At 59.6% G+C, this 23,837-nt stretch carries 25 protein-coding genes; 8 read left to right on the forward strand and 17 right to left on the reverse strand.

Annotation, left to right across the window (positions count from 1 at the left end):
* The first annotated feature begins 42 nt into the window (after window positions 1–42).
* The 3 genes from D3Z90_RS18965 (at window position 43) to D3Z90_RS18975 (ending at window position 4,189) form a co-directional block, all read left to right on the forward strand.
* Entirely contained in the window at window positions 43–429 is a 387-nt protein-coding gene (locus D3Z90_RS18965; protein ID WP_136477470.1) for a DUF2946 domain-containing protein, read from the forward strand.
* A gap of 87 nt (window positions 430–516) precedes the next feature.
* Window positions 517–2,685, forward strand: coding sequence for a TonB-dependent siderophore receptor (locus D3Z90_RS18970; RefSeq protein ID WP_136477471.1), 2,169 nt, complete (start codon window positions 517–519; stop codon window positions 2,683–2,685).
* Window positions 2,686–2,695: 10 nt separating this feature from the next.
* The gene (locus D3Z90_RS18975; protein WP_136477472.1) at window positions 2,696–4,189 is read left to right on the forward strand and encodes a PepSY-associated TM helix domain-containing protein; all 1,494 of its coding nucleotides are present in this window, start codon (window positions 2,696–2,698) and stop codon (window positions 4,187–4,189) included.
* Between the two features lie 46 nt (window positions 4,190–4,235).
* On the opposite strand, the gene D3Z90_RS18980 is transcribed toward D3Z90_RS18975, so the two are convergent.
* On the reverse strand, window positions 4,236–5,159 hold the full coding sequence (locus D3Z90_RS18980) for a class I SAM-dependent methyltransferase (RefSeq protein ID WP_136477473.1): 924 nt from the start codon (window positions 5,157–5,159) through the stop codon (window positions 4,236–4,238).
* Window positions 5,160–5,327: 168 nt separating this feature from the next.
* On the reverse strand, window positions 5,328–6,233 hold the full coding sequence (locus tag D3Z90_RS18985) for a DMT family transporter (protein WP_136477474.1): 906 nt from the start codon (window positions 6,231–6,233) through the stop codon (window positions 5,328–5,330).
* Between the two features lie 130 nt (window positions 6,234–6,363).
* On the opposite strand from D3Z90_RS18985, the gene D3Z90_RS18990 reads away from it, so the two are divergent.
* Window positions 6,364–6,801, forward strand: a complete 438-nt coding sequence (locus D3Z90_RS18990; RefSeq protein WP_136477475.1) for an Lrp/AsnC family transcriptional regulator — start codon at window positions 6,364–6,366, stop codon at window positions 6,799–6,801.
* Window positions 6,802–6,812: 11 nt separating this feature from the next.
* Here the strand turns inward: D3Z90_RS18990 and D3Z90_RS18995 are convergent, their stop codons facing one another.
* From D3Z90_RS18995 to D3Z90_RS19005, 3 genes are all read right to left on the reverse strand, one after another.
* Complete coding sequence (locus D3Z90_RS18995; protein WP_136477476.1) at window positions 6,813–7,475, reverse strand: histidine phosphatase family protein; 663 nt, start codon at window positions 7,473–7,475, stop codon at window positions 6,813–6,815.
* Between the two features lie 212 nt (window positions 7,476–7,687).
* On the reverse strand, window positions 7,688–8,026 hold the full coding sequence (locus D3Z90_RS19000) for an FKBP-type peptidyl-prolyl cis-trans isomerase (RefSeq protein WP_136477477.1): 339 nt from the start codon (window positions 8,024–8,026) through the stop codon (window positions 7,688–7,690).
* A gap of 46 nt (window positions 8,027–8,072) precedes the next feature.
* Window positions 8,073–9,014: a DMT family transporter gene (locus D3Z90_RS19005; protein ID WP_136477478.1), complete on the reverse strand. Its 942-nt coding sequence runs from the start codon at window positions 9,012–9,014 to the stop codon at window positions 8,073–8,075.
* A gap of 154 nt (window positions 9,015–9,168) precedes the next feature.
* Here D3Z90_RS19005 and D3Z90_RS19010 point away from each other — a divergent pair, with 154 nt between their 5' ends.
* Window positions 9,169–10,062 carry a LysR substrate-binding domain-containing protein gene (locus D3Z90_RS19010; protein ID WP_136477479.1) on the forward strand — a complete coding sequence of 298 codons (894 nt, stop codon included), beginning with the start codon at window positions 9,169–9,171 and terminating at the stop codon, window positions 10,060–10,062.
* Here the strand turns inward: D3Z90_RS19010 and D3Z90_RS19015 are convergent.
* The 12 genes from D3Z90_RS19015 to ccmA all read right to left on the reverse strand — a co-directional run bounded on the left by D3Z90_RS19015 (window position 10,055) and on the right by ccmA (window position 18,905).
* On the reverse strand, window positions 10,055–10,462 hold the full coding sequence (locus D3Z90_RS19015; protein ID WP_136477480.1) for a GFA family protein: 408 nt from the start codon (window positions 10,460–10,462) through the stop codon (window positions 10,055–10,057). The genes D3Z90_RS19010 and D3Z90_RS19015 overlap by 8 nt on opposite strands.
* A gap of 88 nt (window positions 10,463–10,550) precedes the next feature.
* Complete coding sequence (locus D3Z90_RS19020; RefSeq protein ID WP_136477481.1) at window positions 10,551–11,489, reverse strand: 2-hydroxyacid dehydrogenase; 939 nt, start codon at window positions 11,487–11,489, stop codon at window positions 10,551–10,553.
* A 45-nt stretch (window positions 11,490–11,534) separates the two neighbouring features.
* Window positions 11,535–11,951 carry a hypothetical protein gene (locus D3Z90_RS19025; RefSeq protein ID WP_136477482.1) on the reverse strand — a complete coding sequence of 139 codons (417 nt, stop codon included), beginning with the start codon at window positions 11,949–11,951 and terminating at the stop codon, window positions 11,535–11,537.
* 10 nt (window positions 11,952–11,961) lie between these two features.
* Window positions 11,962–13,179 carry a c-type cytochrome biogenesis protein CcmI gene (gene ccmI, locus D3Z90_RS19030; RefSeq protein ID WP_136477483.1) on the reverse strand — a complete coding sequence of 406 codons (1,218 nt, stop codon included), beginning with the start codon at window positions 13,177–13,179 and terminating at the stop codon, window positions 11,962–11,964.
* Window positions 13,172–13,648 carry a cytochrome c-type biogenesis protein gene (locus D3Z90_RS19035; RefSeq protein ID WP_136477484.1) on the reverse strand — a complete coding sequence of 159 codons (477 nt, stop codon included), beginning with the start codon at window positions 13,646–13,648 and terminating at the stop codon, window positions 13,172–13,174. Before D3Z90_RS19035 ends, ccmI begins: the two co-directional genes overlap by 8 nt.
* Entirely contained in the window at window positions 13,645–14,181 is a 537-nt protein-coding gene (locus tag D3Z90_RS19040) for a DsbE family thiol:disulfide interchange protein (protein ID WP_136477485.1), read from the reverse strand. The genes D3Z90_RS19035 and D3Z90_RS19040 overlap by 4 nt, the downstream gene beginning before the upstream one ends.
* Entirely contained in the window at window positions 14,178–16,151 is a 1,974-nt protein-coding gene (locus D3Z90_RS19045) for a heme lyase CcmF/NrfE family subunit (protein ID WP_178084219.1), read from the reverse strand. The genes D3Z90_RS19040 and D3Z90_RS19045 overlap by 4 nt, the downstream gene beginning before the upstream one ends.
* A gap of 11 nt (window positions 16,152–16,162) precedes the next feature.
* A complete protein-coding gene (gene ccmE, locus D3Z90_RS19050) occupies window positions 16,163–16,618 on the reverse strand; it encodes a cytochrome c maturation protein CcmE (protein WP_136477487.1) in 456 nt (151 codons plus the stop codon).
* Window positions 16,615–16,791, reverse strand: a complete 177-nt coding sequence (ccmD, locus tag D3Z90_RS19055) for a heme exporter protein CcmD (protein WP_136477488.1) — start codon at window positions 16,789–16,791, stop codon at window positions 16,615–16,617. The genes ccmE and ccmD overlap by 4 nt, the downstream gene beginning before the upstream one ends.
* Window positions 16,788–17,564, reverse strand: a complete 777-nt coding sequence (locus D3Z90_RS19060; RefSeq protein WP_136477489.1) for a heme ABC transporter permease — start codon at window positions 17,562–17,564, stop codon at window positions 16,788–16,790. The genes ccmD and D3Z90_RS19060 overlap by 4 nt, the downstream gene beginning before the upstream one ends.
* 43 nt (window positions 17,565–17,607) lie before the next feature.
* Entirely contained in the window at window positions 17,608–18,276 is a 669-nt protein-coding gene (gene ccmB, locus D3Z90_RS19065; protein WP_136477490.1) for a heme exporter protein CcmB, read from the reverse strand.
* The gene (ccmA, locus tag D3Z90_RS19070) at window positions 18,273–18,905 is read right to left on the reverse strand and encodes a cytochrome c biogenesis heme-transporting ATPase CcmA (RefSeq protein ID WP_136477491.1); all 633 of its coding nucleotides are present in this window, start codon (window positions 18,903–18,905) and stop codon (window positions 18,273–18,275) included. The genes ccmB and ccmA overlap by 4 nt, the downstream gene beginning before the upstream one ends.
* Before the next feature lie 163 nt (window positions 18,906–19,068).
* Here ccmA and D3Z90_RS19075 point away from each other — a divergent pair, with 163 nt between their 5' ends.
* From D3Z90_RS19075 to D3Z90_RS19085, 3 genes are all read left to right on the forward strand, one after another.
* The gene (locus tag D3Z90_RS19075) at window positions 19,069–20,637 is read left to right on the forward strand and encodes a flagellar hook-length control protein FliK (protein ID WP_136477492.1); all 1,569 of its coding nucleotides are present in this window, start codon (window positions 19,069–19,071) and stop codon (window positions 20,635–20,637) included.
* Window positions 20,634–20,966 (forward strand): EscU/YscU/HrcU family type III secretion system export apparatus switch protein, encoded by a 333-nt coding sequence (locus D3Z90_RS19080; protein ID WP_136477493.1) that lies wholly within the window; start codon window positions 20,634–20,636, stop codon window positions 20,964–20,966. Before D3Z90_RS19075 ends, D3Z90_RS19080 begins: the two co-directional genes overlap by 4 nt.
* 68 nt (window positions 20,967–21,034) lie before the next feature.
* Window positions 21,035–23,806, forward strand: a complete 2,772-nt coding sequence (locus tag D3Z90_RS19085) for a dermonecrotic toxin domain-containing protein (protein WP_136477494.1) — start codon at window positions 21,035–21,037, stop codon at window positions 23,804–23,806.
* Window positions 23,807–23,837 lie beyond the last annotated feature (31 nt).

The following is a 23,837-nucleotide window of genomic DNA, read 5'->3' on the forward strand; positions in this document are numbered from 1 at the left end:
TCGGCTTTCTTGTGCGCAAATATCAGTGCTAAAGTCGCGCCCATGAACGCCTCGCCCGCCAACCGCCCACTGATTGCCTGGACCCTGTATTTCTGTGTCCTGTTCAATCTGTTCGCCTGCGGTATCGGCCACGGGCAAATGATGGGTTTGAAACTCAACGGCATTGGTGGCGCGTACTGCTCGGCCATGGGCAGCGCAGGGCCCACCCTGAAAAGTGATTTCAGTGACCAGTCGGTTGCGGGCTGGGACAGCATGCAAAGCTGTCCAGTGTGCGCCGCCGCGGTGGTCTGCCTAGGGCTGGTACTGGTCATTGGCTGGCTCCTGGCGGCTGCACGCACCCGCCGCTATCACCGTGAACTGCGTAGCAAAGCACCGCCGCGCTACTGCTGGCCTGCCGCCAATCCGCGTGCCTCTCCGTTTCTGGCTTGATCCATACAGCTGTCTGTAATCGGCCTGTTTGCCGTGCCTGACTGACACGCACGGCTGGCCGTTGGCTCAAATTCCAGAGTTCGACTCATGCCCCACACCTATCGCCTTTGCGGTTGCGCGACACTGCTGTTTGCGCTGTCCTTCAATACCTCGGCACAAGTTCCGTTGACCCTGCCCGACCTGCGCATCGACGGCCGCGCCGAAAACGACGAGGGCGTGCTCCTCGACACCCCCTCGCAAACCGGCTCGCGCCTGGGCTTGACCCCACGGGAAACACCCGCGTCGGTGAGCATCGTCAATCGCCAGCAAATCGAACAGCGTGGCGCCCAGACCACCCAGGACATGCTTGCCGGAGTGCCAGGTATGACCGCTGCCTCACCCCCTGGTTCGGCCGGCTCGGTTGCCTATCGCGGCTTTTCCGGGGCACAGATCACCCAGCTGTTCAACGGCATCAGCGTGCAGTACGACGCTATTGCCGCACGTCCGGTGGACAGCTGGATCTACGACCGTGTCGAAGCCATCGGCGGGCCTTCGAGCTTTCTCTTCGGTGCCGGCGCCGTGGGCGGCTCGATCAACTACATCACCAAGCTGGCCAACCGCGACGAAGACTTCAACGAAGGACGTATCAAGTACGGCTCCTACGACAGCAGCGAAACCTCGTTTGGTTTCAACCATGCCCTCGATGAGGGTGACGGCATGCGCAATTACGCACGCCTGGACTTCAGCCATACCCACAGCAATGGCTACGTCGACCGTGAGGAACGGGACGCCTGGAGCGTAGCCTTCTCGCTGCTGACCGACATCAACGATCAGCTCTCCCATACCCTGGCGCTGGAGTATCAGAACGAAAGCGTCGACAGCCCCTACTGGGGCAGCCCGGTGCTCAACCCGCTTGGCGGGGAGATGAAGGTCGACGAGAGCCGACGCTTCGAAAACTACAATGTCGAGGACGGCCGCTACGAGCAACGCGTGCGCTGGCTGCGCTCGATCACTGAATACCGCTTCAACTCGGACACCTCGTTGCGCAACACCCTTTATCACTACAACACCGAGCGCAACTTCCGAAACCTCGAGGCCTACGCCTACAACGCCGACAACAGCAAGGTGAACCGTTCCAACGCGTTGCTGCAGCGTCATGACCAGGAACTTAACGGCAATCGCATCGAACTGCTGCACCAGAACCAACTGTTTGGCATGAACAGCCAATGGTCGAGCGGCATTGACTACAGCCACAACGTACAAACCAACTATCCGCGTTCGGTAACCGGCGTGTTCGACAGCGTTGATCCGGACAACTTCGACCCCGGGCATTTCTATGATCTGAAGGGTATGGTCCCGGGCTATCAGAAAAACCGCCAGAACACCGTCGACACCTGGGCAGCATTTGTCGAAAACCGCCTGCAACTCACTGACCGACTGTCACTGCTGACGGGCCTGCGCTACGACCATATTGACCTTCAGGTACACAACTATCGAGTCGTTGATGCCAATAATCCGCGCGATTTCAAACGCATCTATGAACCCACTACCGGACGCGTCGGCGTGGTCTATGAACTGACGCCTGCAGCCAACGTCTACGTGCAGTACAGCACCGCAGCCGACCCACCTGCCGGCATACTCACGACCGCCAGCTTCGCCCAGGTACGCGACTTCGACCTGAGTACCGGCAAGCAGGTCGAGGTAGGCAGCAAATTCAGTTTTCTCGAAGGACGCGGGGCTGCCACGGTTGCCGCTTATCACATCGAGCGCAAGAACCTGGCCACTGCCGACCCTGCCAACCCTGGAACCACCCAGCCAGTGGGCAAGCAATCGTCACGCGGTATCGAACTGGCGGCGTCGCTGCGCGTCACACCGAAGCTACTGGCAGAGGGCAACTTCGCCTATGTCGATGCCCAGTACGATGAATTCAACGAGAACGTCGGTGGCACCAGCGTTTCGCGCAAGGGCAATACACCGACCAACATCCCCGAGCGCGTGGCGAACCTGTGGCTGACCTACGACATCGCCCCCCGTTGGCAAGTAGGCGCCGACAGCCGCTACGTGTCGTCGGTATATGCCGATGCCGCCAATACTCGCCACGCACCTGCCTACACCGTGTTTGGCGCCTTTGTCGGCTACAAGGTCGACGAAGACACGCGTGTCACCGCACGAGTGCGTAACCTCACCGATGAGGTCTACGCCCGCTGGACCAGTTCGAGCATGCTTTACCTGGGGGCGCCACGCACCCTGGAAGTAGCCTTGCAGACTCGTTTCTAGGACACGATCGATGAAACGCTACCTGTATCTCTGGCATCGCTGGCTTGGCATCGGCCTGTGTCTGTTTATGGCCATGTGGTTTTTCTCGGGCATGGTCATGCTCTATGTCGGCTATCCCAAACTGACGCAAAAGGAGCACCTGGCGCATTTACCCGTCCTGCGCCAGACCGATTGCTGCGTAGACCTGGCCACTGCTTTGCGCGCAGCCGACCCACAGCGCAACCCGGCAAGCATTCGCCTGAGTACGGTAGCGGGAGAACCGCGCTACCTGTTCAGTTACTCAGGACGCAGCAATGTCGCGGTGGATGCCCGCACCGGCGTGCGAGTTGGCTTTACCGGGCGCACGCAGGCCTTGGTCGCCGCCTACCAGTATGACCCACTGGCATTGCCCAGCTATCAGGGGCCGGTACAGGAAGACCTGTGGAGCCATTCGCGTGCCCTGGACGCAGACCGACCGTTGCAACGGGTGCAGCTTGATGATGCCGAAGGCACCCTGTTGTATATCTCGGGGCAAACCGGCGAAGTGGTCCGCGATGCCAGCTCGCTGGAGCGTGGCTGGAACCTGGTAGGGGCCTGGCTGCACTGGCTGTATCCACTGCGCGGCATCGGCCTGGACGGTTTGTGGGGCAACCTGGTGATCTACCTGTCGCTGGCCGCCACGCTGATGGCCGTCCTCGGCGCGGTGATCGGGGTGCTGCGCTGGCGTATAAGAAAACCTTACCGCAGCGGTTCGCGCACACCTTATCGTGGGTTTGCTCGCTGGCACCATATTGGCGGCTTGCTGTTCGGTGTGCTGGCTATTACCTGGATTTTCAGTGGTCTGATGTCGATGAACCCTTGGCGAATCTTCAGCAGTTCAACGCCTCTGGACACAGCGGCGTACCAGGGTGGCCCGTTGCAAGCTCAGGCCTTTGCAATTTCCGCCCCCCAGGCACTTTCGCGCTTTGCCGATGAAGGACTGCTCGCGCGGGAATTGGAGTGGCGCTTGATTGGCGGCCAAGGCTACCTCATTGCACACGGCCGCAGTGGTCGCACCCGCGTACTTTCCATGGCCGATGGGCAAGTGCTTGAACGCTTGCCTGTAGAGGTACTGCAACACGCAGCGCAAGCAATCCGGCCACAGGAAGCAGTGCACAGCGAACAGCTGCAAGCCTATGACTTTTACTACTACGCCCGAGCTGAACACAGCATGCTGGGGCACCTGGAAAAACGCCTGCCGATGCTGCGGGTGCGCTTTGATGATCCGCAACGGACCTGGCTGCACCTGGACCCCTACACCGGCGAAATAGTGGCGGTACTGGATCAACCCAAACGGGCGTCGCGCTGGCTTTTCGCCTTGTTGCACAGCTGGGACTGGCTACCGTTGCTGCAACGACGCCCGATCTGGGATATATGGATGATCGCTTTCAGCCTCGGTGGCATGGTACTGAGCGTCAGCGGCGTAGTGCTGGGCTGGCGGCGACTGAGCTCGAAAGCATTGAACAACACGCGACTTCGCCGGTAGGAACGGGCTTGCCCGCGCCCTAGCAGTTGTCCGCCGGGACATCCCCCTACTGACGGAACACCAACGCCTTGAGCCCACCTGCCGGATCGTTATCGGGAAACTCCGGCGGGTTGGCCAGGCGCTCGACAAACTTCAGCGCCGGGGCTTCCTCGGCCATACCTTCGATGAGAAATTGCGGTCCGATGGCGGGGTCGTTCACGCAGGCCAGTACCGTCCCACCTTCATTCAACAGCTCAGGCAGGCGGCGCAGAATCTTGCGGTAGTCCTGGGTCAACACAAAGCTGCCTTTCTGGAAGGTCGGCGGGTCGATGATGATCAGGTCGTACGGGCCGGACTTACGCACCTTGCCCCACGACTTGAACAACTCATGCCCAAGGAAACTCACCCGTCCCACGTCGTGACCATTGAGCCTATGGTTGTCGCGCCCACGACTCAGGGCCGAACGCGCCATGTCGAGGTTGACGACCTGCTCGGCGCCACCAGCAATCGCTGCTACGGAAAAGCCGCAGGTATAGGCGAACAGATTCAATACGCGCTTGCCCGCGGCCTGCTCGCGTACCCAGCGCCGCCCATAGCGCATGTCGAGGAACAAGCCTGTGTTCTGCTTCAAGCCAAGGTCGAGTTGATAGCGCAAGCCGTCCTCATCGATTAGCCAATGCTCGCTGGACTCGCCCAGCAACCACTGACCCGGGCTGTCTGGCAGGTAGCGATGCTGAATCAAAATGGCCTGCCCGCTCCAGCATGGCGCCTTGGACAAACCCGCCAACATCTGTTCCAACGCCGGTAACTGGCCTGCGGGTGGCTCGCGAAACAGGGACACCAACAGCACACCTTGCAACCAGTCCACAGTGATTTGCTCAAGCCCCGGCCAGCAACGGCCACGGCCATGGAACAAGCGACGGGTTTCGGTCGGCGCCGGGTCAAGCGCCAGTAGCAAATGTTGCGCGAGGGTGTCGATCACAGAAGTCATGGGCAGATTCAATACGGGAAAGCGCCCTATTCTACCCTGACCACACGCCGTCGGTGACTCATCTCGAAGGTCGGCAGGCTGGTCTACACTGGCACTCCCTACTTCCATTGCGGGACGACCATCATGAGCGAACTGCCGAAGTGGCAGCGCTGATCGATCGCGCAGCCGTCAGTCTGGCTTGACCGCAGCCACCTTCGTCCCAGGCTTGAACCACCAGCCTTGTTGCATGCCGGCGGCGGCCAACAGGATCGCCGCCACGCCCAACCACTGCAGGGGGTCCAGGCGATGGCCGAAGGCGAACCAGTCAACCAGGATGGCTGCAATCGGGTAAATGAACGACAAGGCCCCGGTCAAGGCGGTTGGCAGTTTCTGGATTGCGCCATACAGCAACACGTACATCACCCCGGTGTGAACGACCCCAAGGGTGATCAGCGAGGCCAGCGCGCCAGCGTCGCTCGGCAAGCCCGAGGTATTGGCCCAAGGCGCCAGCAGCAGGATGCCGGTGCACACCTGGATCAAGGCAATCAGATGAGGTGGTGTGCCGCTGAGGCGCTTGATGATCAACGCCGCTATTGCGTAGAGCAGCGCTGCCCCCAAGGCCAGGCCGATGCCCAGCAGGTAGTCACTGCCGCTGCCACTCTGACTACCGTGGGCACTGACAATTGCCAGCATTCCGATAAAAGACAGGGCAAGCCAGAACACCTTCTGCAGGGTGATTTTTTCGCCGAGAAACACCGCAGCCAGCCCTACCAGCATGAAGGGTTGCACGTTGTATACCGCGGTACCAATGGCAATCGACGCCCGCGAATAGGAGGCAAACAACAACACCCAGTTACCGACGATTGCAACGCCACTGAGCACCGCCAGGACAAAGGTCGCCAGCGTCAAAATCCCGGGTTTGAGAAAACCCAGGGCCAAGCAAATAAGCAACAACGTTGCGGCGCCGAACACGCAGCGCCAGAACACCACATCCAGCACCGCCTGCCCGGACACCAGGACGAACCAGCCGATGGTCCCCGAAATCAACATGGCGGCGACCATTTCCAGCGAACCACGACGCATTGAACTGTCCATCACTCACCTCCTCGACAATGGCTAAATTATGCGAGTCAGATGAGCGCCGCTCCAGGGTATAAATCAGGCTAAACTACCAATGTACCTTTACTATCAAGGCAAATCGTAACTATCGCCTAACGAGGCCAGCATGACCGACGATATCGACCAGTTGCTGATCAAGGCGTTGATGGAAGACTCGCGCCGCTCGCTCAAAGCGTTGGCGCAATTGAGCGGCCTGTCCTCGCCCAGTGTCAGCGAGCGCTTGCGCCGCCTTGAAGAGCGCGGCGTGCTCAAAGGCTACACCGTGGAGATAGATCCACGCTGTTTTGGCTATCAGCTTCAGGCCATCGTCCGGGTGCGGCCATTGCCGGGGCAATTGCAGGTGGTCGAACGCCAGATCATGGCCATTGCCGAATTCACCGAGTGCGACAAAGTCACCGGTGACGACTGCTTTATCGCCCGCCTGCATGTGCGCTCGATGGAGCAATTGGACACGCTGCTGGACAAGCTCAACAGTCATGCCGAGACCAACACCGCTATCGTGAAAAAGACGCCGGTTAAGCGGCGCCTGCCGCCCATGGCCTAGGTGTTGGCGAGTCAGCTCGGGCAGCTGTGCTCGCCGTTGTTCAGGCCTTGCTTGTAGTTGCGACTGAGCAGGCTGGCTTTGCCATCGTGCCAGGTCAGGGTGAGGACATACATGGAGTCGAAATCACCGCCATCCCAATCCTCGGTGATCACCTGCTTTTCACCCACAGCCTTGCCAGCCACGGTATTGATCAATTCAGGCAGGTAGCCATGGGACCAGGCGGTGTACACCGTAGCGTTGCGGTATTTGTCTTGAAGCAGTTCCTCAGCCAGTTCGCCCGTGTCATTGGCACCGAAGTCGATGTTCACCGGCAAGCCCAGTTTGATTGCGCTGGGACTGATCGTCATCAGTGGACGAATGTAACTGTAGGCGTCGTCCTTGCTACCCTCTTCAACATGACGAGAGGGGTTGGCAGCAAAGACGTAATCGGCTTTTCCGAACTTTTCCGGCAATAAGGAGGCCAAGTCCAACGCGCGGTTCAAGCCTTGGCAATTGAGCTGCCCGAGACCTTCGCCGGGTTTCTCGGCATGACGTAGAAACACCAAGGTCTGGGTGCCATCCACCGGTTCGGCACGGCTTTCGACGGCCTCCAGGGCCAGCAGGGTTACGCCACCGAGCAGGGCCAGCGAACACACGGCGCGGCGATGGCGTTTGAACAGGGTCAACAACTTCATGGAGCGGGCTCTTCACGGCAAAAAGGAGATCAGGCTGACCCGCCTGTGACACGCCGCGGCCGAAGCCGCGGGTGATCCCTGTCTGTTGTTCCATCCGTGGAGCGGGGCTAACTAAGAGTGCGTCAATCCCGTTTGGTTCGATCCCTGAATGCTCTACCCTGAGCAAGAACCACTTTAAAGTCGTGTTGTTACCGAATAAAGACAAGTGCGGGTCAATCGTCGCGGGTAAGTACTTCCAGCAATTCGATTTCAAACGTCAGGTGCGAATGCGGCGTTATCGCCCCCATGCTGCGCTCGCCGTAGGCCAAGTGCGACGGCACCTCCAGCTTGCGCTTGCCGCCTACTCTCATGCCCATGAGGCCCAAATCCCAACCCTTGATTACCCGTCCGGTGCCAATCACACATTGGAACGGTTTGCCGCGATCGTAGGAAGAATCGAATTTGCTGCCGTCCTCCAGCCAACCGGTGTACTGGGTGGTAATCAGGGCCCCCTTGACCGCCTCCTTGCCTTCACCCAGTTGGATGTCGGTGATTTGCAACTCGCTGCTCATGCTTGACCTCATTGACGCGTGGACGCTGTTTCGTGGCAGCCTTTTCTCAAGAATGAACCGGTTTGGCAAGCGTCGCCGGGCTGCCATGCTGGCGCATCGACCAACACACGCCGCCAATAACCAGGATAATCGCCAGAGCCTCCAGTAGTGTCGGTCCGCTTTGCCGCCAAATAAAGGCATAAAGCAAGGCGAACAAGGTTTCGAAGACGATCAGTTGGCCACTCAAGGTCAATGGCATGCGCTTGGAGGCCGCGTTCCAAAGCAATGCGGCCAACCACGAACCGAATATTGCGCAACCCAGGCTATACGCCCAGAACAGCCACCAGCGCTCAGCGGGCACTTCGACCTGCAGTTGCGCAGGCTGCCACAGGGCGAGAATTACCACCAACATCAGACTGAACACCCCCGTCATCACCCCACACAATACGGACCACTGGTGGCTGTCAAAATGGCCGCACTGCTTGAGATAGCGGCTGTTATTAACCGCGTACCAGGTCCAACACACGAGTGCCGCCAGGGCATAGAGGACGCCGACGAATTTGTCGCCTGTCTCCCCCGGTTCAACCGCAAAGGTCTGCAGATTGATACACAGCATGCCGGCCAGAATCAGCAGTAATGGCCCAACCAGCTGCTTGAGCGCAACGCCGCCGCTGTCATGGCGACCATACAGGGTGATGGTCAGCGGCAGGACACCGACAATCAATGAGGCCGGTGCCACCCCGAGCCGTTGGATTGCGGCTACCAGGCAAATGAAATACAACACGTTACCGATCAGCGCCAAGCGTCCAAGCATCCACAGGTCGGCGAAAGTCAGTCGACCCACCGCTTTGCGCATTGGCACCGCCAATACCAGTGTCACCAGACCAAACAGCACAAAACGCGCGCAAGTGAGCAGCACCGGACTAAATTCTGGCAACCACTGCGGCACCATCAGCACCAGTCCCCACATCGCTCCGGCTATCCCGGCATAGGCCACACCCTGTTTCACTTGCCTGCTCCTGTTCGAATATGAGCGCAGGCTATCCTTAGGTACACGCCGAAACAAAAGATCATTGGGCATGCAGACATTCCCAGGGGGAATACCTTTAAGCTTCAAGGCTTCGACTCTATGATGTAGCCATTCCTCAAGTCGGACCATCAGCATGAGTCGATTCAGTCGTCACCTACCTCCACTGGATACTTTGATAGCCTTTGAAGCCGTGGTGCGCACCGGCAGTTTTACCCGCGCCGCCGGTGAGCTTTACTTGACCCAAAGCGCTGTCAGCAAGCAGATCAAACTGCTGGAGGAGCATCTTGGCGCAGTCCTGTTCGACCGTCGCGCCCGCGGTATCGCCCTGACGTCGGCTGGGGAAGGTTTCAGCGCGATCGTCGAACCGATGCTGGAGAGCCTGCTGAACAATGTGCTGCGCCTTAAAGCCGGTCACAGCAGCCGCAACGTCAGTGTCATCTGTACGCACGCTGTGGCCCAGTACTGGCTGTTCCCGCTATTGCTGCGTTTCAACGAGCAGCACCCTGAATTGACTGTGAATATCCATGCCAGTAATGAAATCAGTGAGCGTGATATTGCCGACTACGACTTCGGCATTCTGTATGGCCATGGCCACTGGAGTTCACTCAAGGCCGACAAGCTATTCGATGAGGTCATCTACCCGATCGCCAGCGTCAAACGTAGCCTTCCTGACGTCGATTCGCTCGAACAACTGCGAACCCTGCCGCTCATTCAACTGGATGCCTCAGCCTGGAATTGCCTGGACTGGCAGGACTGGTTCAGCCACCAGGGCCTGCGTTACCAAGCACCTGCAGAGGCGGTGACGTTCAATCAGGTCAACCTGGTCTTCGAAGCCGTGTTGCAAGGCATGGGAGTAGGTTTGGGCTGGGAGTTCATGGCGCGTGAGCGAATTGAACAAGGGGCGATCCGCCAGGTTTCGGCCTTTGTCGTACACACCGGGCAGGCCGACTATCTGGTGCACGACAAACAGGTGTCCCGCTCGGCCGCCGCACAGGTGTTCGCTGACTGGCTGCTGGCACTCAGTTGAACAGTGCCTCTACTTCGGCGCGGGTCATGGTCGGTGTGTCGTTGGCGAAGCAGTAATAGTTCGGCTTCTCATCGATGTACACCTGCAAGTCAAAGACCCAATCAGTGCCACCTTGCAGAACACCGACCGAGACAGAATCGAACTGGCCGTTTTTCAGTCGATACAAAAGATGTGTGCCGCACCGGCCACAGAAGCAGCGCTCTGCCCATTCGGAAGAGTCATAGACCACCGGCTGACCGGCAGTGAACGTTACCGGCTGCGAACAGTGCACGGAAAACAACGGCCCACCTCCCCACGTGCGGCACATGCTGCAATGGCAAGTACTGACGCTGGCCTTCTCCAGGTTGGCACTCAGTTTGACTGCGCCACACAGACAACTGCCGTTTTTTATCAGGGACATGGTCAAGGTTCCTTGCAGAGGTGAGTTGGACCTGAAGTCTAGCAGCAGCACAGCCCAGCCTCTTCCTGCTCGAAAGCGCCCGAACGAATCACATGGGCACTGGCGTCAACACCGTTTCTCCAGCAAAGAATGCATTCAGGTTGCGCAGCACCAACGCTACCGTGTCACGCGCAGCTTCCGGGGATTGACCCGCAACATGAGGGGTCAGCACAGTGTTGCCCAGTGCTTTCAGTGCCTCTGGCACATCGGGTTCGTCATCGAAAACGTCCAACCCCGCACCGGCAATAATGCCTTGCTGCAAGGCCTGCACCAGGGCATTGGAATCGACCACACTGGCGCGAGCGATATTGAGCAGATAGCCCTCGCGGCCCAATGCAGCGAGCACCTGAGCATCCACCAGGTGCTCAGTGCCCGCTCCGCCCGGCGTTGCCACCACCAGGATATCCACGGCTTGCGCCAGCCTCAGCGGACTGTCGTAAAAGCTGTAGGGCGCAGTCTCACGCGGGCGGCGGTTGTGATAGCTGACAGTCATGTCAAAGCCTAGCGCCGCACGCTTGGCAATGGCCAAACCCACCGCGCCAAGACCGATAATGCCCATACGCTTGCCCGATACCGAAGGACTGATCACCCGATTCCATTCGCCTCGTCGGGTACTGGCATCCGCGCGAGGAATGTCTCGCAGCAGCGCAAGCAGCATGGCCATGGCATGGTCGGCCACTGCCGTGGCGTTGGCGCCCGCACCATTGGTAACGGTAATGCCACGGGCTGCGGCAGCGGCAAGATCCACCTGTTCATAGCCGGCACCGATCACGCAGATGATTTGCAGCCCCGACAACGCGCCGATTTCCGCGGCGGTCAGCCCCAATGGACCACGGGTCAGTACCGCGTCGATTTCGTCGGCATGACGGATAACAGCTTCGGCACGCGACAGGGGGGTCTGGGCTCGAATCAGACGATACCCTGCCTGCTCCAGCAACGGCAGGTAATCGTCAACGGTTTCTACCAGTACCAGGACTGTCTTACTCATGCCACCCTCCGGATCAATGCGAAGGGGCATTATGCGGGCTTGTGCTTACTGGGCGAAAGCCCGTCCCAAACCACCCGGAACACCACTGCTGTCGGTTTCCTGCCAAGGGCCGTTGAGGTTGGTCGACCAGCTCCAGCCGTTGTTCCAGCGATAATAGGTGCGCTGGCGGTAGAACGTGTTGGTCTGGCCTTCAAGCACGTAGACGCCCATGCGCGGATCCCAGTGGCTGGCACCACCTGGGGGTGGCGCAAAGCTTGCCGAGGTTCGCGGCATGGGCTTGGGCGCCGGGGTAACGACCGGTGGTTTGCTCGGCACCGTGCTTGGGCGCGGAGTTGGTTGGGTACCTGGTCCCGACGGCAACCGCTCGATCGGCGGTGTCGTCGGCTCCGAGGGCTGATGAACAGTACACGCACTCAGGCCTACGGCCAGTGAAATAAGGGCAAGGCGAGCGATACTGTTCATAGTGGTTCTCTTACTGGTCCGGGCTGTCGATGGTCAGGTGCTGCGCCGCGGTAGTGCTGCTGGCCAGCGGGCTGCTTTGACCGATCCATTCACCCTGGGTCGGCTGGCCAGCGCGAGATACGCGCGCAACCAGTTGGACTTCAGGGAAGCTCGACAGTTTCATGCTCGGCATCATTGCGTCACTGTCACCCAGTTCCACCTCGATGGGCAGTTGGGCAACGGTCACACGCTTGGCCGCCAGTGGCATGGGTGGGCCGGAGCTGGCGCGGGCAAAGATAAACACCGTATCGTCAGGCTTGACCTTGTCCTTTAGCGCAGCGGCAAGCTCCACACGCACCTTGAGCCGGGCCCCAGTAGACGCTACTGCCGGAGTCGTTGCCGGTGCTTGGGCAACTTTGCCTTCACCCGCCTTGAGCTTGTCCTGGGCGCGTTCTATACCGCCTTGCAAGGCGGCACGTGATGCATCGCCTTCGGGCAACTGCGCCAGCAACCGGTTCCAGTAATCGATAGCCTGCTGGAAGTGCTCACTCTCGAATGCTGCGATACCGAGCAGGCCAAGGCTGGTGACCTCGTTTGGATCGGCCTTCAGTGCCTCATCGGTAAGCGCTTGCAGTTGCTCGTTCCACTGTTTGCCGTTGGCGAAGTACAACGCCTGGGCCCACTGCCCGAGCAACTCCGGCTGGCGACCTGCAAGGTTGGCAGCACGCTCGAAGACTTTCGCGGCATCGGCGGGACGCTCCTGGGCCATATAGGCACGACCGAGGAAGTACAGACCTTCAGCCGAATCGGGTTGCATCTCGACCGCCCGCTCAAGACGTGCGGTGATTTCTTCCATCGACTGCGGCGCTTTGGCAAATTGCTGGGTCAGTTCGACCTGCTCGCTGGCGCCAAAATGCAGGTACAGGCCCAGGCCCATCAAGGGCACCAGCACTGCGGCCAGCAAGGGCAGCGGTTTGCCTAACCGCCCAAGACGCTGAGGCTCGGCATTTTCGGTATCGCTCAACAGCTCCCGAGCAGCTTCGTCGCGCCCTTTGGCCAACTGTGCGTCATCAAGCACGCCGGCGGCCTGTTGCGCGGTCAGTTCAGCGACCCGCTCCTGGTACAGCGCAACGTTGAGTGCGGTGCGGTCTTCTTCCAGTTGCGCACGACGGCCACGCAACACCGGGATCAGCAAAAAGCTCAGGGCCACCAGCAACAGCAGGCCTGCAGCAAGCCAGAAATCAGTCATGGGTCTGTTCTTTGTCCAGCAATTTGGCGAGGCGCTCACGCTCCTCGGGGGAAAGGTCGACAGGGCCACCAGCGCTCTGCGCCCGACGCTTGCGCACGATCAGTGCCAGCAAACCAAAGCCGCCAATCAGCAATACGCCGGGGCCAAACCAGAGCAGCCAGGTACGCGCGGTCAACTCGGGCTTGTAGCGTACGAAATCACCATAGCGATCGACCATGAAGTCGATGATCTGCTGATTGCTCTTGCCCTCGCCCAGCATGCGGAAAATCTCCCGGCGCAAGTCGGCGGCAATCGGTGCATTGGAGTCAGCGATGTCCTGGTTCTGACACTTGGGGCAACGTAACTCCTTGGTCAGGTCGTGATAACGCGCGCGCTCGGCATCATCGGCGAACTGATAGGTGTCGATGGCAGCCTGGGTCACTCCAGCCAGGCTCAGGCCCAGCACTGCTGTGGCTAGCCAGCGCTTCATGGTTTGGCCTCATCGACCAGGCCCTGGTACATAGGCGCCAGTTGCTCGCGCCAGACCGTCGCGTCGACAACACCGACGTGTTTGTAACGGATGATGCCCTTGGCGTCGATCAGAAAGGTTTCCGGCGCACCGTACACGCCCAGGTTCAAGCCCAGCGAACCTTGATCATCCTCGATATTGAGCTGATAAGGGTTGTGGAACTCGGCCAGCCACTTGATCGCAGCGGCATTGTCGTCCTTGTAGTTGACCCCATGGATCACCACGCCCTGCTCGGCCAGTTTATTCAGGTACGGATGCTCGACCTTGCACGATGGGCACCAGGTAGCCCAGACGTTGACCAGTGCCGGCTTGCCGATCAGGTCTGCCTGGGTAAGCGCCTTACCGTCCTGCACTGACTTGAGCGCAAAGGCCGGGAATGGCTTGCCGATCATTGCCGATGGCAGCTCGGTGGGGTCGAGGAACAAGCCCCGGTAGAGGAACACCGCCACCAGCAGAAACACTGCCAGCGGCAGCACCATGATCCAACGCTTCATGCAGTTGCTCCAGACATGCCCAGTACTTCACGTACGCGGGCTTTGACCTTGACTCGATAACGTCCGTCCATGGCCGCCAGCAGGCCACCGAGGCCGGTCAGCAGACCGCCCAGCCAGATCCAGCGCACGAATGGCTTGACGTGTACACGCACCGCCCACGCACCGTTGTCCAGCGGCTCGCCAAGGGCCACATAAAGGTCACGAGTGAAGCCGGCGTCGATGCCCGCTTCAGTCATCATCGATTGCTGCACGGTATACAGGCGTTTTTCCGGATGCAGCACGCTGATCTCGCGGCCATCCTCGATCACCCGCACGGTGCCCTTGTCGGAGGTGAAGTTCGGCCCTTCAAAGTGCTTGGCGCCCTCGAAGACGAACTGATAACCCGCCAACTCAACCGACTCGCCCGGCGCCAGGCGCAGGTCGCGCTCGGCACTGTTGTTGCTCGACAACACCACACCCAGCGCACAAACCGCCAGGCCCAGATGCGCAACGTGCATGCCCCAATAGCTGCGATTGAGACCCCGCAGTCCCTTGAACAACCCTTTGTGACGGGTCTTGTCGAGGATGTCCCGAGCACCTGCGAGCACGATCCACGCCGCCAGGGCGAAGGTGGTCAGTACTTGCCAATCAAAGTCATCGACCAGCAGGCCACCAACCGGCGCCAGTACGGCGCTGCCAATCAGCACGGGGGTCAGCATGCCCAGCAGCCATTTGCTCGGGGTGTCTTTCCAGCGCACCAGCACACCGATTGCCATGACCACCATGAGCAACGCCATGAGCGGAATGAACAACGCATCGAAGTACGGCGGGCCGACGGAGAGCTTGGCGCCGGTGAGCGCATCAAGAATCAACGGATACAGCGTGCCAAGCAGAATCATCGACGCCGCGACAACCAACACAATGTTGTTGGCCAGCAGCAATGTTTCTCGCGACCACAAGGCAAAGCCAACCTGGCTCTTGACCACCGGCGCGCGCATGGCGAACAGCGTCAGCGAACCGCCGACGACAAACAGCAGGAAGATCAAGATGAACACGCCGCGCTCCGGGTCGGAGGCGAAAGCATGCACCGAGGTCAGAACACCGGAACGAACCAGGAAGGTGCCAAGCAGGCTCAACGAGAACGCCGCGATGGCCAGCAACACAGTCCAGCTTTTGAACACCCCACGCTTTTCAGTGACGGCCAGGGAATGAATCAGTGCCGTGCCCACCAGCCAGGGCATGAACGAGGCGTTTTCCACCGGGTCCCAGAACCACCAGCCGCCCCAGCCCAGCTCGTAATAGGCCCACCACGAGCCCAGGGTGATACCAATACCCAGGAAGGCCCAGGCGACCAGCGTCCACGGTCGTGACCAGCGGGCCCAGGCGGCGTCCAGACGGCCGCCGAGCAAGGCGGCGATGGCAAAGGCGAAGGCGACTGAGAAACCTACATAGCCCATGTACAGCATCGGCGGGTGAACGATCAGGCCAATGTCCTGCAGCAGTGGGTTGAGGTCGGCACCGTCTGTCGGCACCTGCGGCAGCAGGCGCTGAAACGGGTTGGAGGTGACAATCAGAAACGACAGGAAGCCGACGCTGATCATGCCCATTACCGCCAGCACCCGTGCCAGCATGACCTGTGGCAACTGCCGGGAAAAGATCGACACGGCGAACGTCCAGCCACCGAGGATCATTGCCCAGAGCAGCAGCGAACCTTCATGAGCCCCCCATACCGCGCTGAACTTGAAATACCACGGCAAGGCGCTGTTGGAGTTATTGGCAACATAGGCAACCGAGAAGTTGTCGGTCATGAACGCATGAGTCAAACAGCCAAAGGCAAACGCCAGGAAAGCGAATTGCCCCCAGGCCGCCGGCCGTCCCAGGCTCATCCACAAGCTGTCGCCACGCCAGGCGCCGAGCAGCGGCACGGTGGCTTGCACACACGCAAAGCAGATGGCCAGAATCATCGCCAGTTGGCCGAGTTCGGGAATGATCAGCGCCGCGTTCATGGTTTGGCTCCGGCATCGTTGGCAACCTGGCCGCTTTCCTGCAGCGCCTTGGTCACTTCCGGTGGCATGTACTTTTCATCGTGCTTGGCCAGCACTTCGTCGGCCACCACTACGCCTTCGGCATTGAGTTTGCCCAAGGCAACAATGCCCTGCCCTTCACGGAACAAGTCCGGAAGAATGCCGCGGTAGGTAATCGGTACCGACTTGCTGAAGTCGGTCACTACAAAGCGTACGTCGAGCGAGTCGCCCGAACGTTGCAGCGAGCCTTTCTCGACCATACCGCCCGCCCGAATGCGGGTATCGAGCGGCGCCTCGCCATTGGCGATCTGGGTCGGGGTGTAGAACAGGTTGATGTTCTGCTGCAGGGCGCTCAAGGCCAGGCCTACAGCGATGCCTACCCCGGCCAGCAGGCCGAGGATGATGAACAGGCGCTTCTTGCGTTGCGGATTCACTGTTTGTTCTCCCGGCGCAAGCGACGCGCCTCTTCTTGCAGGTAACGGCGCCGGGCCTGCAAAGGCATGGCAACGTTCAAGGCCAGTACCAGCAGGCAAATGCCGTAGGCCGACCAGACGTACAGGCCGTGATGGCCCATGGCGAGAAAATCACTGAAAGAGGCAAAACTCATCGTGCCATCTCCCGACCCAGGCTGTTCAATACCTCCTCCCTGACCCAACTGGTGCGCGCCTCGCGCTTGAGTACTTCAAGGCGCATGCGCAGCAACAGCACCGCGCCAAAGAAACAGTAGAAACCCACCACCGTCAGCAACAATGGCAGCCACATCTCGGCTGGCATGGCCGGTTTCTCGGTAAGGGTGAAGGTGGCCCCCTGGTGCAAGGTGTTCCACCACTCCACCGAGTACTTGATGATCGGGATATTGATCACCCCGACAATCGCCAAGACCGCACAGGCCTTGGCCGCGCTTTCACGATTGGTGATGGCATGCCCCAGGGCGATGAGACCGAAGTACAGGAACAGCAAAATCAGCATAGAGGTCAGTCGGGCATCCCAAACCCACCAACTGCCCCAGGTCGGCTTGCCCCAGATGGCACCGGTAACCAGCGCCACCGCAGTCATCCAAGCGCCAATCGGCGCTGCACACTGCAAGGCAACGTCGGCAATCTTCATCTTCCATACCAGCCCGACCACACCGGCCACCGCAAGCATCACGTAGCAGGACTGCGCCAGCATGGCAGCCGGTACGTGAATGTAGATGATGCGAAAGCTGTTGCCCTGCTGATAATCCTGAGGGGCAAAAGCCAATCCCCAGATGGCGCCAATGCCGATCAACAGGATCGCGGCGACCGCCAGCCAGGGCAGCATGCGGCCGCTGATGGAATAGAACCACTTGGGCGAACCCAGTTTATGAAACCACGTCCAGCTGATTACGCTGCTTTTCATCACGGTACATCCAGGGTCTTTGCTGGGCGGGGCCCAGACCTCATTATTCGCCGACGCTGATCTTCAGGCCAGCGGCTATTGCAAAGGGTGCCAGAGTTACTGCCAAGGCGGTCAGGCTGCCAAGCCAGAGCAGATAACCGGTCGCCGGCATAGCTTGCAGTGCCGCCTGCAAAGCGCCACTGCCCAGGATCAATACCGGGATGTATAGCGGCAAAATCAGCAGCGCCAGGAGCAAACCGCCACGTTTCAAACCGACTGTCAGGGCCGCACCTACAGCGCCCAACAGGCTCAGCACCGGAGTACCGAGCAACAACGATGCCAACAGGACCGGCAGGCACGCCGAAGGCAAACCTAGCATCAGCGCCAGCAAGGGTGCCAACAATACCAGTGCCAGCCCGGAAAAGGCCCAGTGTGCCAGTACTTTCGCCAGTACCAGAAGAGGGAGGGGGTGCGACGAAAGGACCCACTGCTCCAGTGATCCATCCTCGAAATCACTGCGAAAAAGCCCGTCCAGCGAGAGTAAAACCGACAAAAGTGCCGCTACCCAGACCAGTCCTGGAGACAAGGTTTGCAACAATTGAGTCTCAGGACCGACCGCCAATGGAAACAATGCGACAACAATTGAGAAAAATACCAAGGGGTTGGCAAGTTCTGCCGGACGCCGGAACAACAGTCGCGCTTCACGGCGCAACAACAAGACGAAGACACTCATGCGGCCCACTGCCCCAAATTGAGTTCACGGTAACCGGACGGCTTGCGCGCCAGGGTGTGGTGGGTGGTCAGCACGACCATTCCGCCCTGCTCGCAATGGGCGGCCAGGTGTGCCTCGAGCTGGGCCACGCCCTGCTTGTCGAGGGCAGTGAAAGGTTCATCGAGAATCCACAAAGGCGGACTGTTCAGGTACAGACGCGCCAAGGCCACACGACGCTGCTGACCCGCCGACAAGGTATGGCACGGCACGTCTTCAAAGCCGCGCAGGCCGACGGTCTCAAGCGCCTTCCAGATGGCCGCAGGCTCGGCAGGCGTGTGCAGGGCGCAGAGCCAGGCAAGATTTTCTTCCGGGCTGAGCAGATCCTTGATCCCTGCTGCGTGACCAATCCAGATCAGAATCCGCGCCAGTTCGCTGCGTTGTTCGGCCAGAGGCTTGCCGTCGAGGCGAATCTCTCCGGCAGTGGGGCTCATGAGCCCGGCCAGCAGGCGCAACAGGCTGGTTTTGCCGCTGCCATTAGGGCCGCTGATCTGCAGCATGTCGCCTGCGCTCAGGTGCACTTCGAGGTTTTCGAACAGCATTCGCCAGTCGCGCTCGCAGGCCAGGCCCACGGCTTGGAGATGAGGGGTCACAGTTTCGCCTTATGCTAGGGATGCCTGTCTCAAGTCGGTCCCGGCCCTGCCGTTATACTGGCAGTGGAGATACAGCCCGGCCGCTCGGATCGCGAAAGATCGGGCGGCATTATACATGCGATGTCCTACTGCAAAGAGGGCTATTTCAATAGGTTGCGAGCTGATGACAGGCGAAATCAACAACCTTGGCACGCAGATTCCAGCGTCCACCCAGTTGCGCCCGGCAATGACCGGCGAACTACTACGCCTGTTGCAACCGCAACAAGCCCTGCTTGCCCCGGGCGAAACCGCCAAGGCCGAAGTACTGGCGTTGCGTCAGGTCGGCCAGGACTTCCAGATGTTGCTCAAGTTGACTCAAGACAACGGCAAGCAAATCAACGTCCAGACCAGCAGCAATCAACCACTGGCCCAAGGCAGCCTGTTGGCGGTAAGCCAAAGCAGCGCATCGAACCTGACCATTACCGTGCAGCAAGCGCTCGCCAACAGCATCGCCAGCCTGACCCGCATCGACACCCGGGAACTGCCTGTTGGCACGCTGCTTCAAGGCAAAGTCCTGACCAGTCAGGCGCTTCCCACGGCCAACGGGCAACTGACGCAGTTCCGCTCGTTGGTAACCTTGCTCAGCGGCCCCCAGGCCGGCGCCACCTTGACCATCGACAGCCCTCGTCCATTGGCGGTAGGCAGCCTGCTCAGTGCTAGGGTCGATGGCAACCAATCGTTGAGTTTCATCCCGTTGAGCGGGCGCAAGGACCAACTGGCAATCTCGCAGCAGCTAAGTACCCAGCAAACGCGCCAGGCGTCGCTGCAAGGTTTGCTTGGCGCGCTGCAGCAGCTACGCCAAAGCACTGAAGCGCCCGAAGAACTGCGCGCCACGGTGGACAAGCTGCTGGCCAGCCTGCCTGACGTACGCCAACTTAGCGACCCCAAAGGCGTGGCGCAGGCCATAAACAACAGCGGCGTTTTCCTCGAGGCCAAGTTGCTGGCTGGCCTGCCTTCCAACCTTGCCCCCGATCTCAAGGCTCAGGTGGTACGCCTGGTAGCCCAATTGCTGCCGGGTTCGCCGGGGAACATGCCGTTCAACCCAGGCGTTGCAGCCAGCACCCTTGCCCAGGTAATGCCTGGCATGGTGCGTACTGCCCTCGGCATGCTCGGTCAGGTCAGCCCCCGCCCACATCCTGGCGGCTTTCCCCTACCCTCGCGATTACTCAAGAGCCAGGAGGGTGAAGCAGACCTGGAACATTTGTTGCGCCTGGCAGCCTCCGCCATCTCCAGGCTGCAGAGTCATCAGTTGACAAGCCTGGAGCAGACCGGCACCACCGCCGATGGCAACCTGCAAACCACTTGGCAGTTAGAGATTCCGCTACGCACCGGGCAAGACTTCATGCCCGTGCAAATGAAATTACAGCGCGAAGAAACCCCCGAGCAGCAAAGCGATCCGGAGCGTGAACTCCGCGATCCGCTGGAAATGCTCTGGCGCGTGGAATTGTCATTCGATTTACATCCGCTGGGCCCCTTGCAGGTTCAAGCGCAGATAAGCCAAGGCAGCCTTTCAAGCCAGCTGTGGGCAGAACTGCCAAATACCGCTCGACTGATTGAGAGTCAGCTTGGCAGCCTGCGCGAACGCTTGCTTGCGCGCGGCCTGAGCGTCGGCGAGCTGCATTGCCATCAGGGAACACCACCACAGGGACCGCGTACGCGCCTGGAGCAACGCTGGGTAGACGAAACAGCATGAATAATCAGAATCCGCGCCAGGCCATTGCCCTGAACTACGACGGCCAACAAGCGCCGACATTGACCGCCAAAGGCGATGACGAACTGGCCGAGGCGATTCTGGCAATCGCGCGCAAGCACGAGGTTCCCATCTATGAAAATGCCGAGTTGGTGCGCTTGCTCGCGCGCATGGAATTAGGTGAGCAAATTCCGGAAGCACTGTATCTGACCATCGCCGAAATCATCGCCTTTGCCTGGCAGCTTCGCGGCAAAGTGCCGGAGGGCTTCAACGCCAGCCCCGCGTCGGAACGGGATATCTCCCAGCCGCGATTGAGCCCGCCAGAGCAATAGCACTATTTAACACCTTGAGCCCCATACCGGGGGTGAGGCTGTAGGTCCCGCACATGAAGGTGACCGACATGCCCACAACCTGCATCAACTCCGCTGGCGTTCAATACATCCGCGACCACCTGGCACACGTTCCTCGGCCGGACCGCGAAGCCGCGCGCGCCATTCAGCGCTGGCTGGTTGGCAATAACCTGACGCTCGACGCCGATCAGGTCGATATCGTAACTCTGCACTACCAACCTGATGGCCCAAACGGATATCGAGCCGTCATCACCCAGCGCATGAGCCTGACTCAAGCAGTGCTGTCCAACTGGCAAGGTGAATCCAATAACGACGTGTTCGGCACGCTGTTTTCAACACCCTGGGCAGGCGCATTTCCGAATGGTTCGGCCAGGATCGTCGAGCGTCTGTCCGACCCGGGACTGAATCACTACGGCGCCTCTTTCCAAGTGTTCAATGGGCTGTTCAGGCGTACTGAACCCGCGCGCTATGACGCTTCGACACACGTGCAGTTTCCGGCCGAAGGTTTCCAGCTGTTCATCGAAACGCTGGACTTTCAAAAACATTACAAAGCCACCTTGGATAGCTATTGGCGCGATCATCTGGAAGGCCATCGTGTGTCGGCCAAACTCAACTTTGTGGCCGCCTGCAACAAGCAGGTTGTCGAGGGCACATTGAGTGACGCGGCCAGGAAGCTTGTCTGGCGCACGGCAGGACTGGCCCCGCGCGATCGCAAGCTGCGTCTGAGCACCCTGAGCGTCTATGGCTATGCAGCCACGGACCTGTTGTACATCAACGACGCCAGTAGCGATCTGACCGTGCTGTACATGCCTGGCAACAGCTCGCCCTTGCTCGAATTCGCCAGCCAAGCGCAGCTCAAAGATTGGTTTGGACAGCAATGCCAGGACCCCCGCAAACGCCAGGCACTGAAACAACACTTCAACATGGCCGATGGCCCTGACGGGTTGGATTTCAGCGGCCTTGATACCGCCCTGGCAGGGCTGGGCGAATACCCTGCTGTGCACCGCCTGCCACCTGAACGCCCTGGCTTCACCACCGATGGGCGCTGGGCGCCGCGCGACTATGTCAATTACCGGCCCAGGAAATACAACCCGAAACTCACCGGCGATGTATTCCAGGCCCTGGCAGAGCGCCAGCGTGCGCGGAGCTATGCCGATGCCGATTTCATCATCACCAGCAACAGCGAAGTGACCAAGGCCAGATGGCGCGGATACCTCACCTCGACGCTCAACCTGCTGACGCCGCTGGCCTTCGTAATGCCAGAACTGGGGGTACTGCTTGCGCTAGGCGGTATTGCGCAAATGGGCCTGGGTCTGGACCAGACGATCAATGGCAAAAACGCAGACGAACAGACCGATGGCGTTGGCAATGTCATCTACGGCCTGTTCAACGCTACGCCTCTGGCCGTGGAAGGACTGGCCAAACGTGGAGCATTGTTCCACGTTCAAAGCGAAGGCTTCGTTCCACCGCTGCGCATCAACGAACAATGGGGCTATCCGCTAGGCCCCATTGATCCACCGCGCCTGCCACAATTGGATATCGCTCCTTACTTCCATTCCCCCAACCGCATCCTGCCGTTGGAAAATAGTGATATCGCGGTCGCCAATGCAGTGAAAAGGCGCCCCCGATACAGCCGTAGCCTCGACAGGCTAAGCGGGGTTTACGAGCCACAACCCGGGTATGGAATAAATCTGGAGCTAGTTTATGACATGGAGTTCGACTTGTTTCTCGATGCAACAACCGAGAATGAGGTGCAACCGTCCTACTTCACCGTCAATACCGAAAGCCACACGTTGCAATGTGCGAATCCGCAAACACGTGCAGTGACCAATCAGATGCGCACCGCCACCCTCCGCGCCCTGGGCATTGATATGCCATTACCGGCGCAACTTCCGGTACTTACACAAGACATCCGTCCGATTCCAAAAACCATCACCTCGCTGTGGGTGGGTGACAAAGTGATCAATTCCGAGCTGCTGGCCAATCTTGCGCAAAACGTGGATCGGTTGAAAAACAGCGCATATCAATACCGTCTATACCTGTCCAAGTTAAACCCGAGCGCCTACGCCGAAAATGTACGTCAGCTAAGCGCCCAGGTACCAGGCCTGACCGTGCTGCCGTTGGAGGAGCAGCCGTTTTTCAGTGCTTTCGAACAAAGTAAGAATTTCGACCAGTATCAGGCGGCGCTCGATGGCAATGGTGGGGTAGCCAGCAACTACGCCTCTGCTTCAGACGTCCTGCGTTTTTCGATGTTGCATCACGAGGGTGGCCTGTACATGGACGTCGACGACCTGTTGCTCGAAGCTGGCGCAGCCGATCCGGCTTGTGCAGGTTCGCAGCCCGCTTGCTTGACCGAGGCCATAGACGAGGTGGCGCTGACCACAACCAAGACGGGATTACTGTTACACCCACCCATGTCCAATGAACGACTTGGCATGAACCAACTGTTCAACAACAGCATGATCGGCAGCCATCCCGGCAACCCCACGTTACTCGCCATCTGCGATGAAATGCATGGGCGCTACCAGAGCAAAATGGATTTCTACCACCATAAACCGAACCCGGTTGACGACCCGAAGGGCTTTGCCGAATACGCCCATCGTTTGAGCTGGCTGACCGGCCCGGGCATGCTGACCGACATGGTCGATCGCCTGCTGCCGGACCTGGGTCGACTACGCCAGTTTCGGAATCTGTACATGATACCGCGCACCAAAAGCTGGTTGTACATGGACCTGGAGGCCTGGAAACTGGCCGAAAATCAACTACTGCCTCTGGACCGTTTCGCCAAAGTGGGTGGCCAGCATTCGTGGGCACATACCTGAGCGATAAAAAAGGCGACCTGTGTAGGTCGCC

It is taken from the genome of Pseudomonas sp. DG56-2 (assembly GCF_004803755.1).
Lineage (GTDB): Bacteria > Pseudomonadota > Gammaproteobacteria > Pseudomonadales > Pseudomonadaceae > Aquipseudomonas > Aquipseudomonas auratipiscis.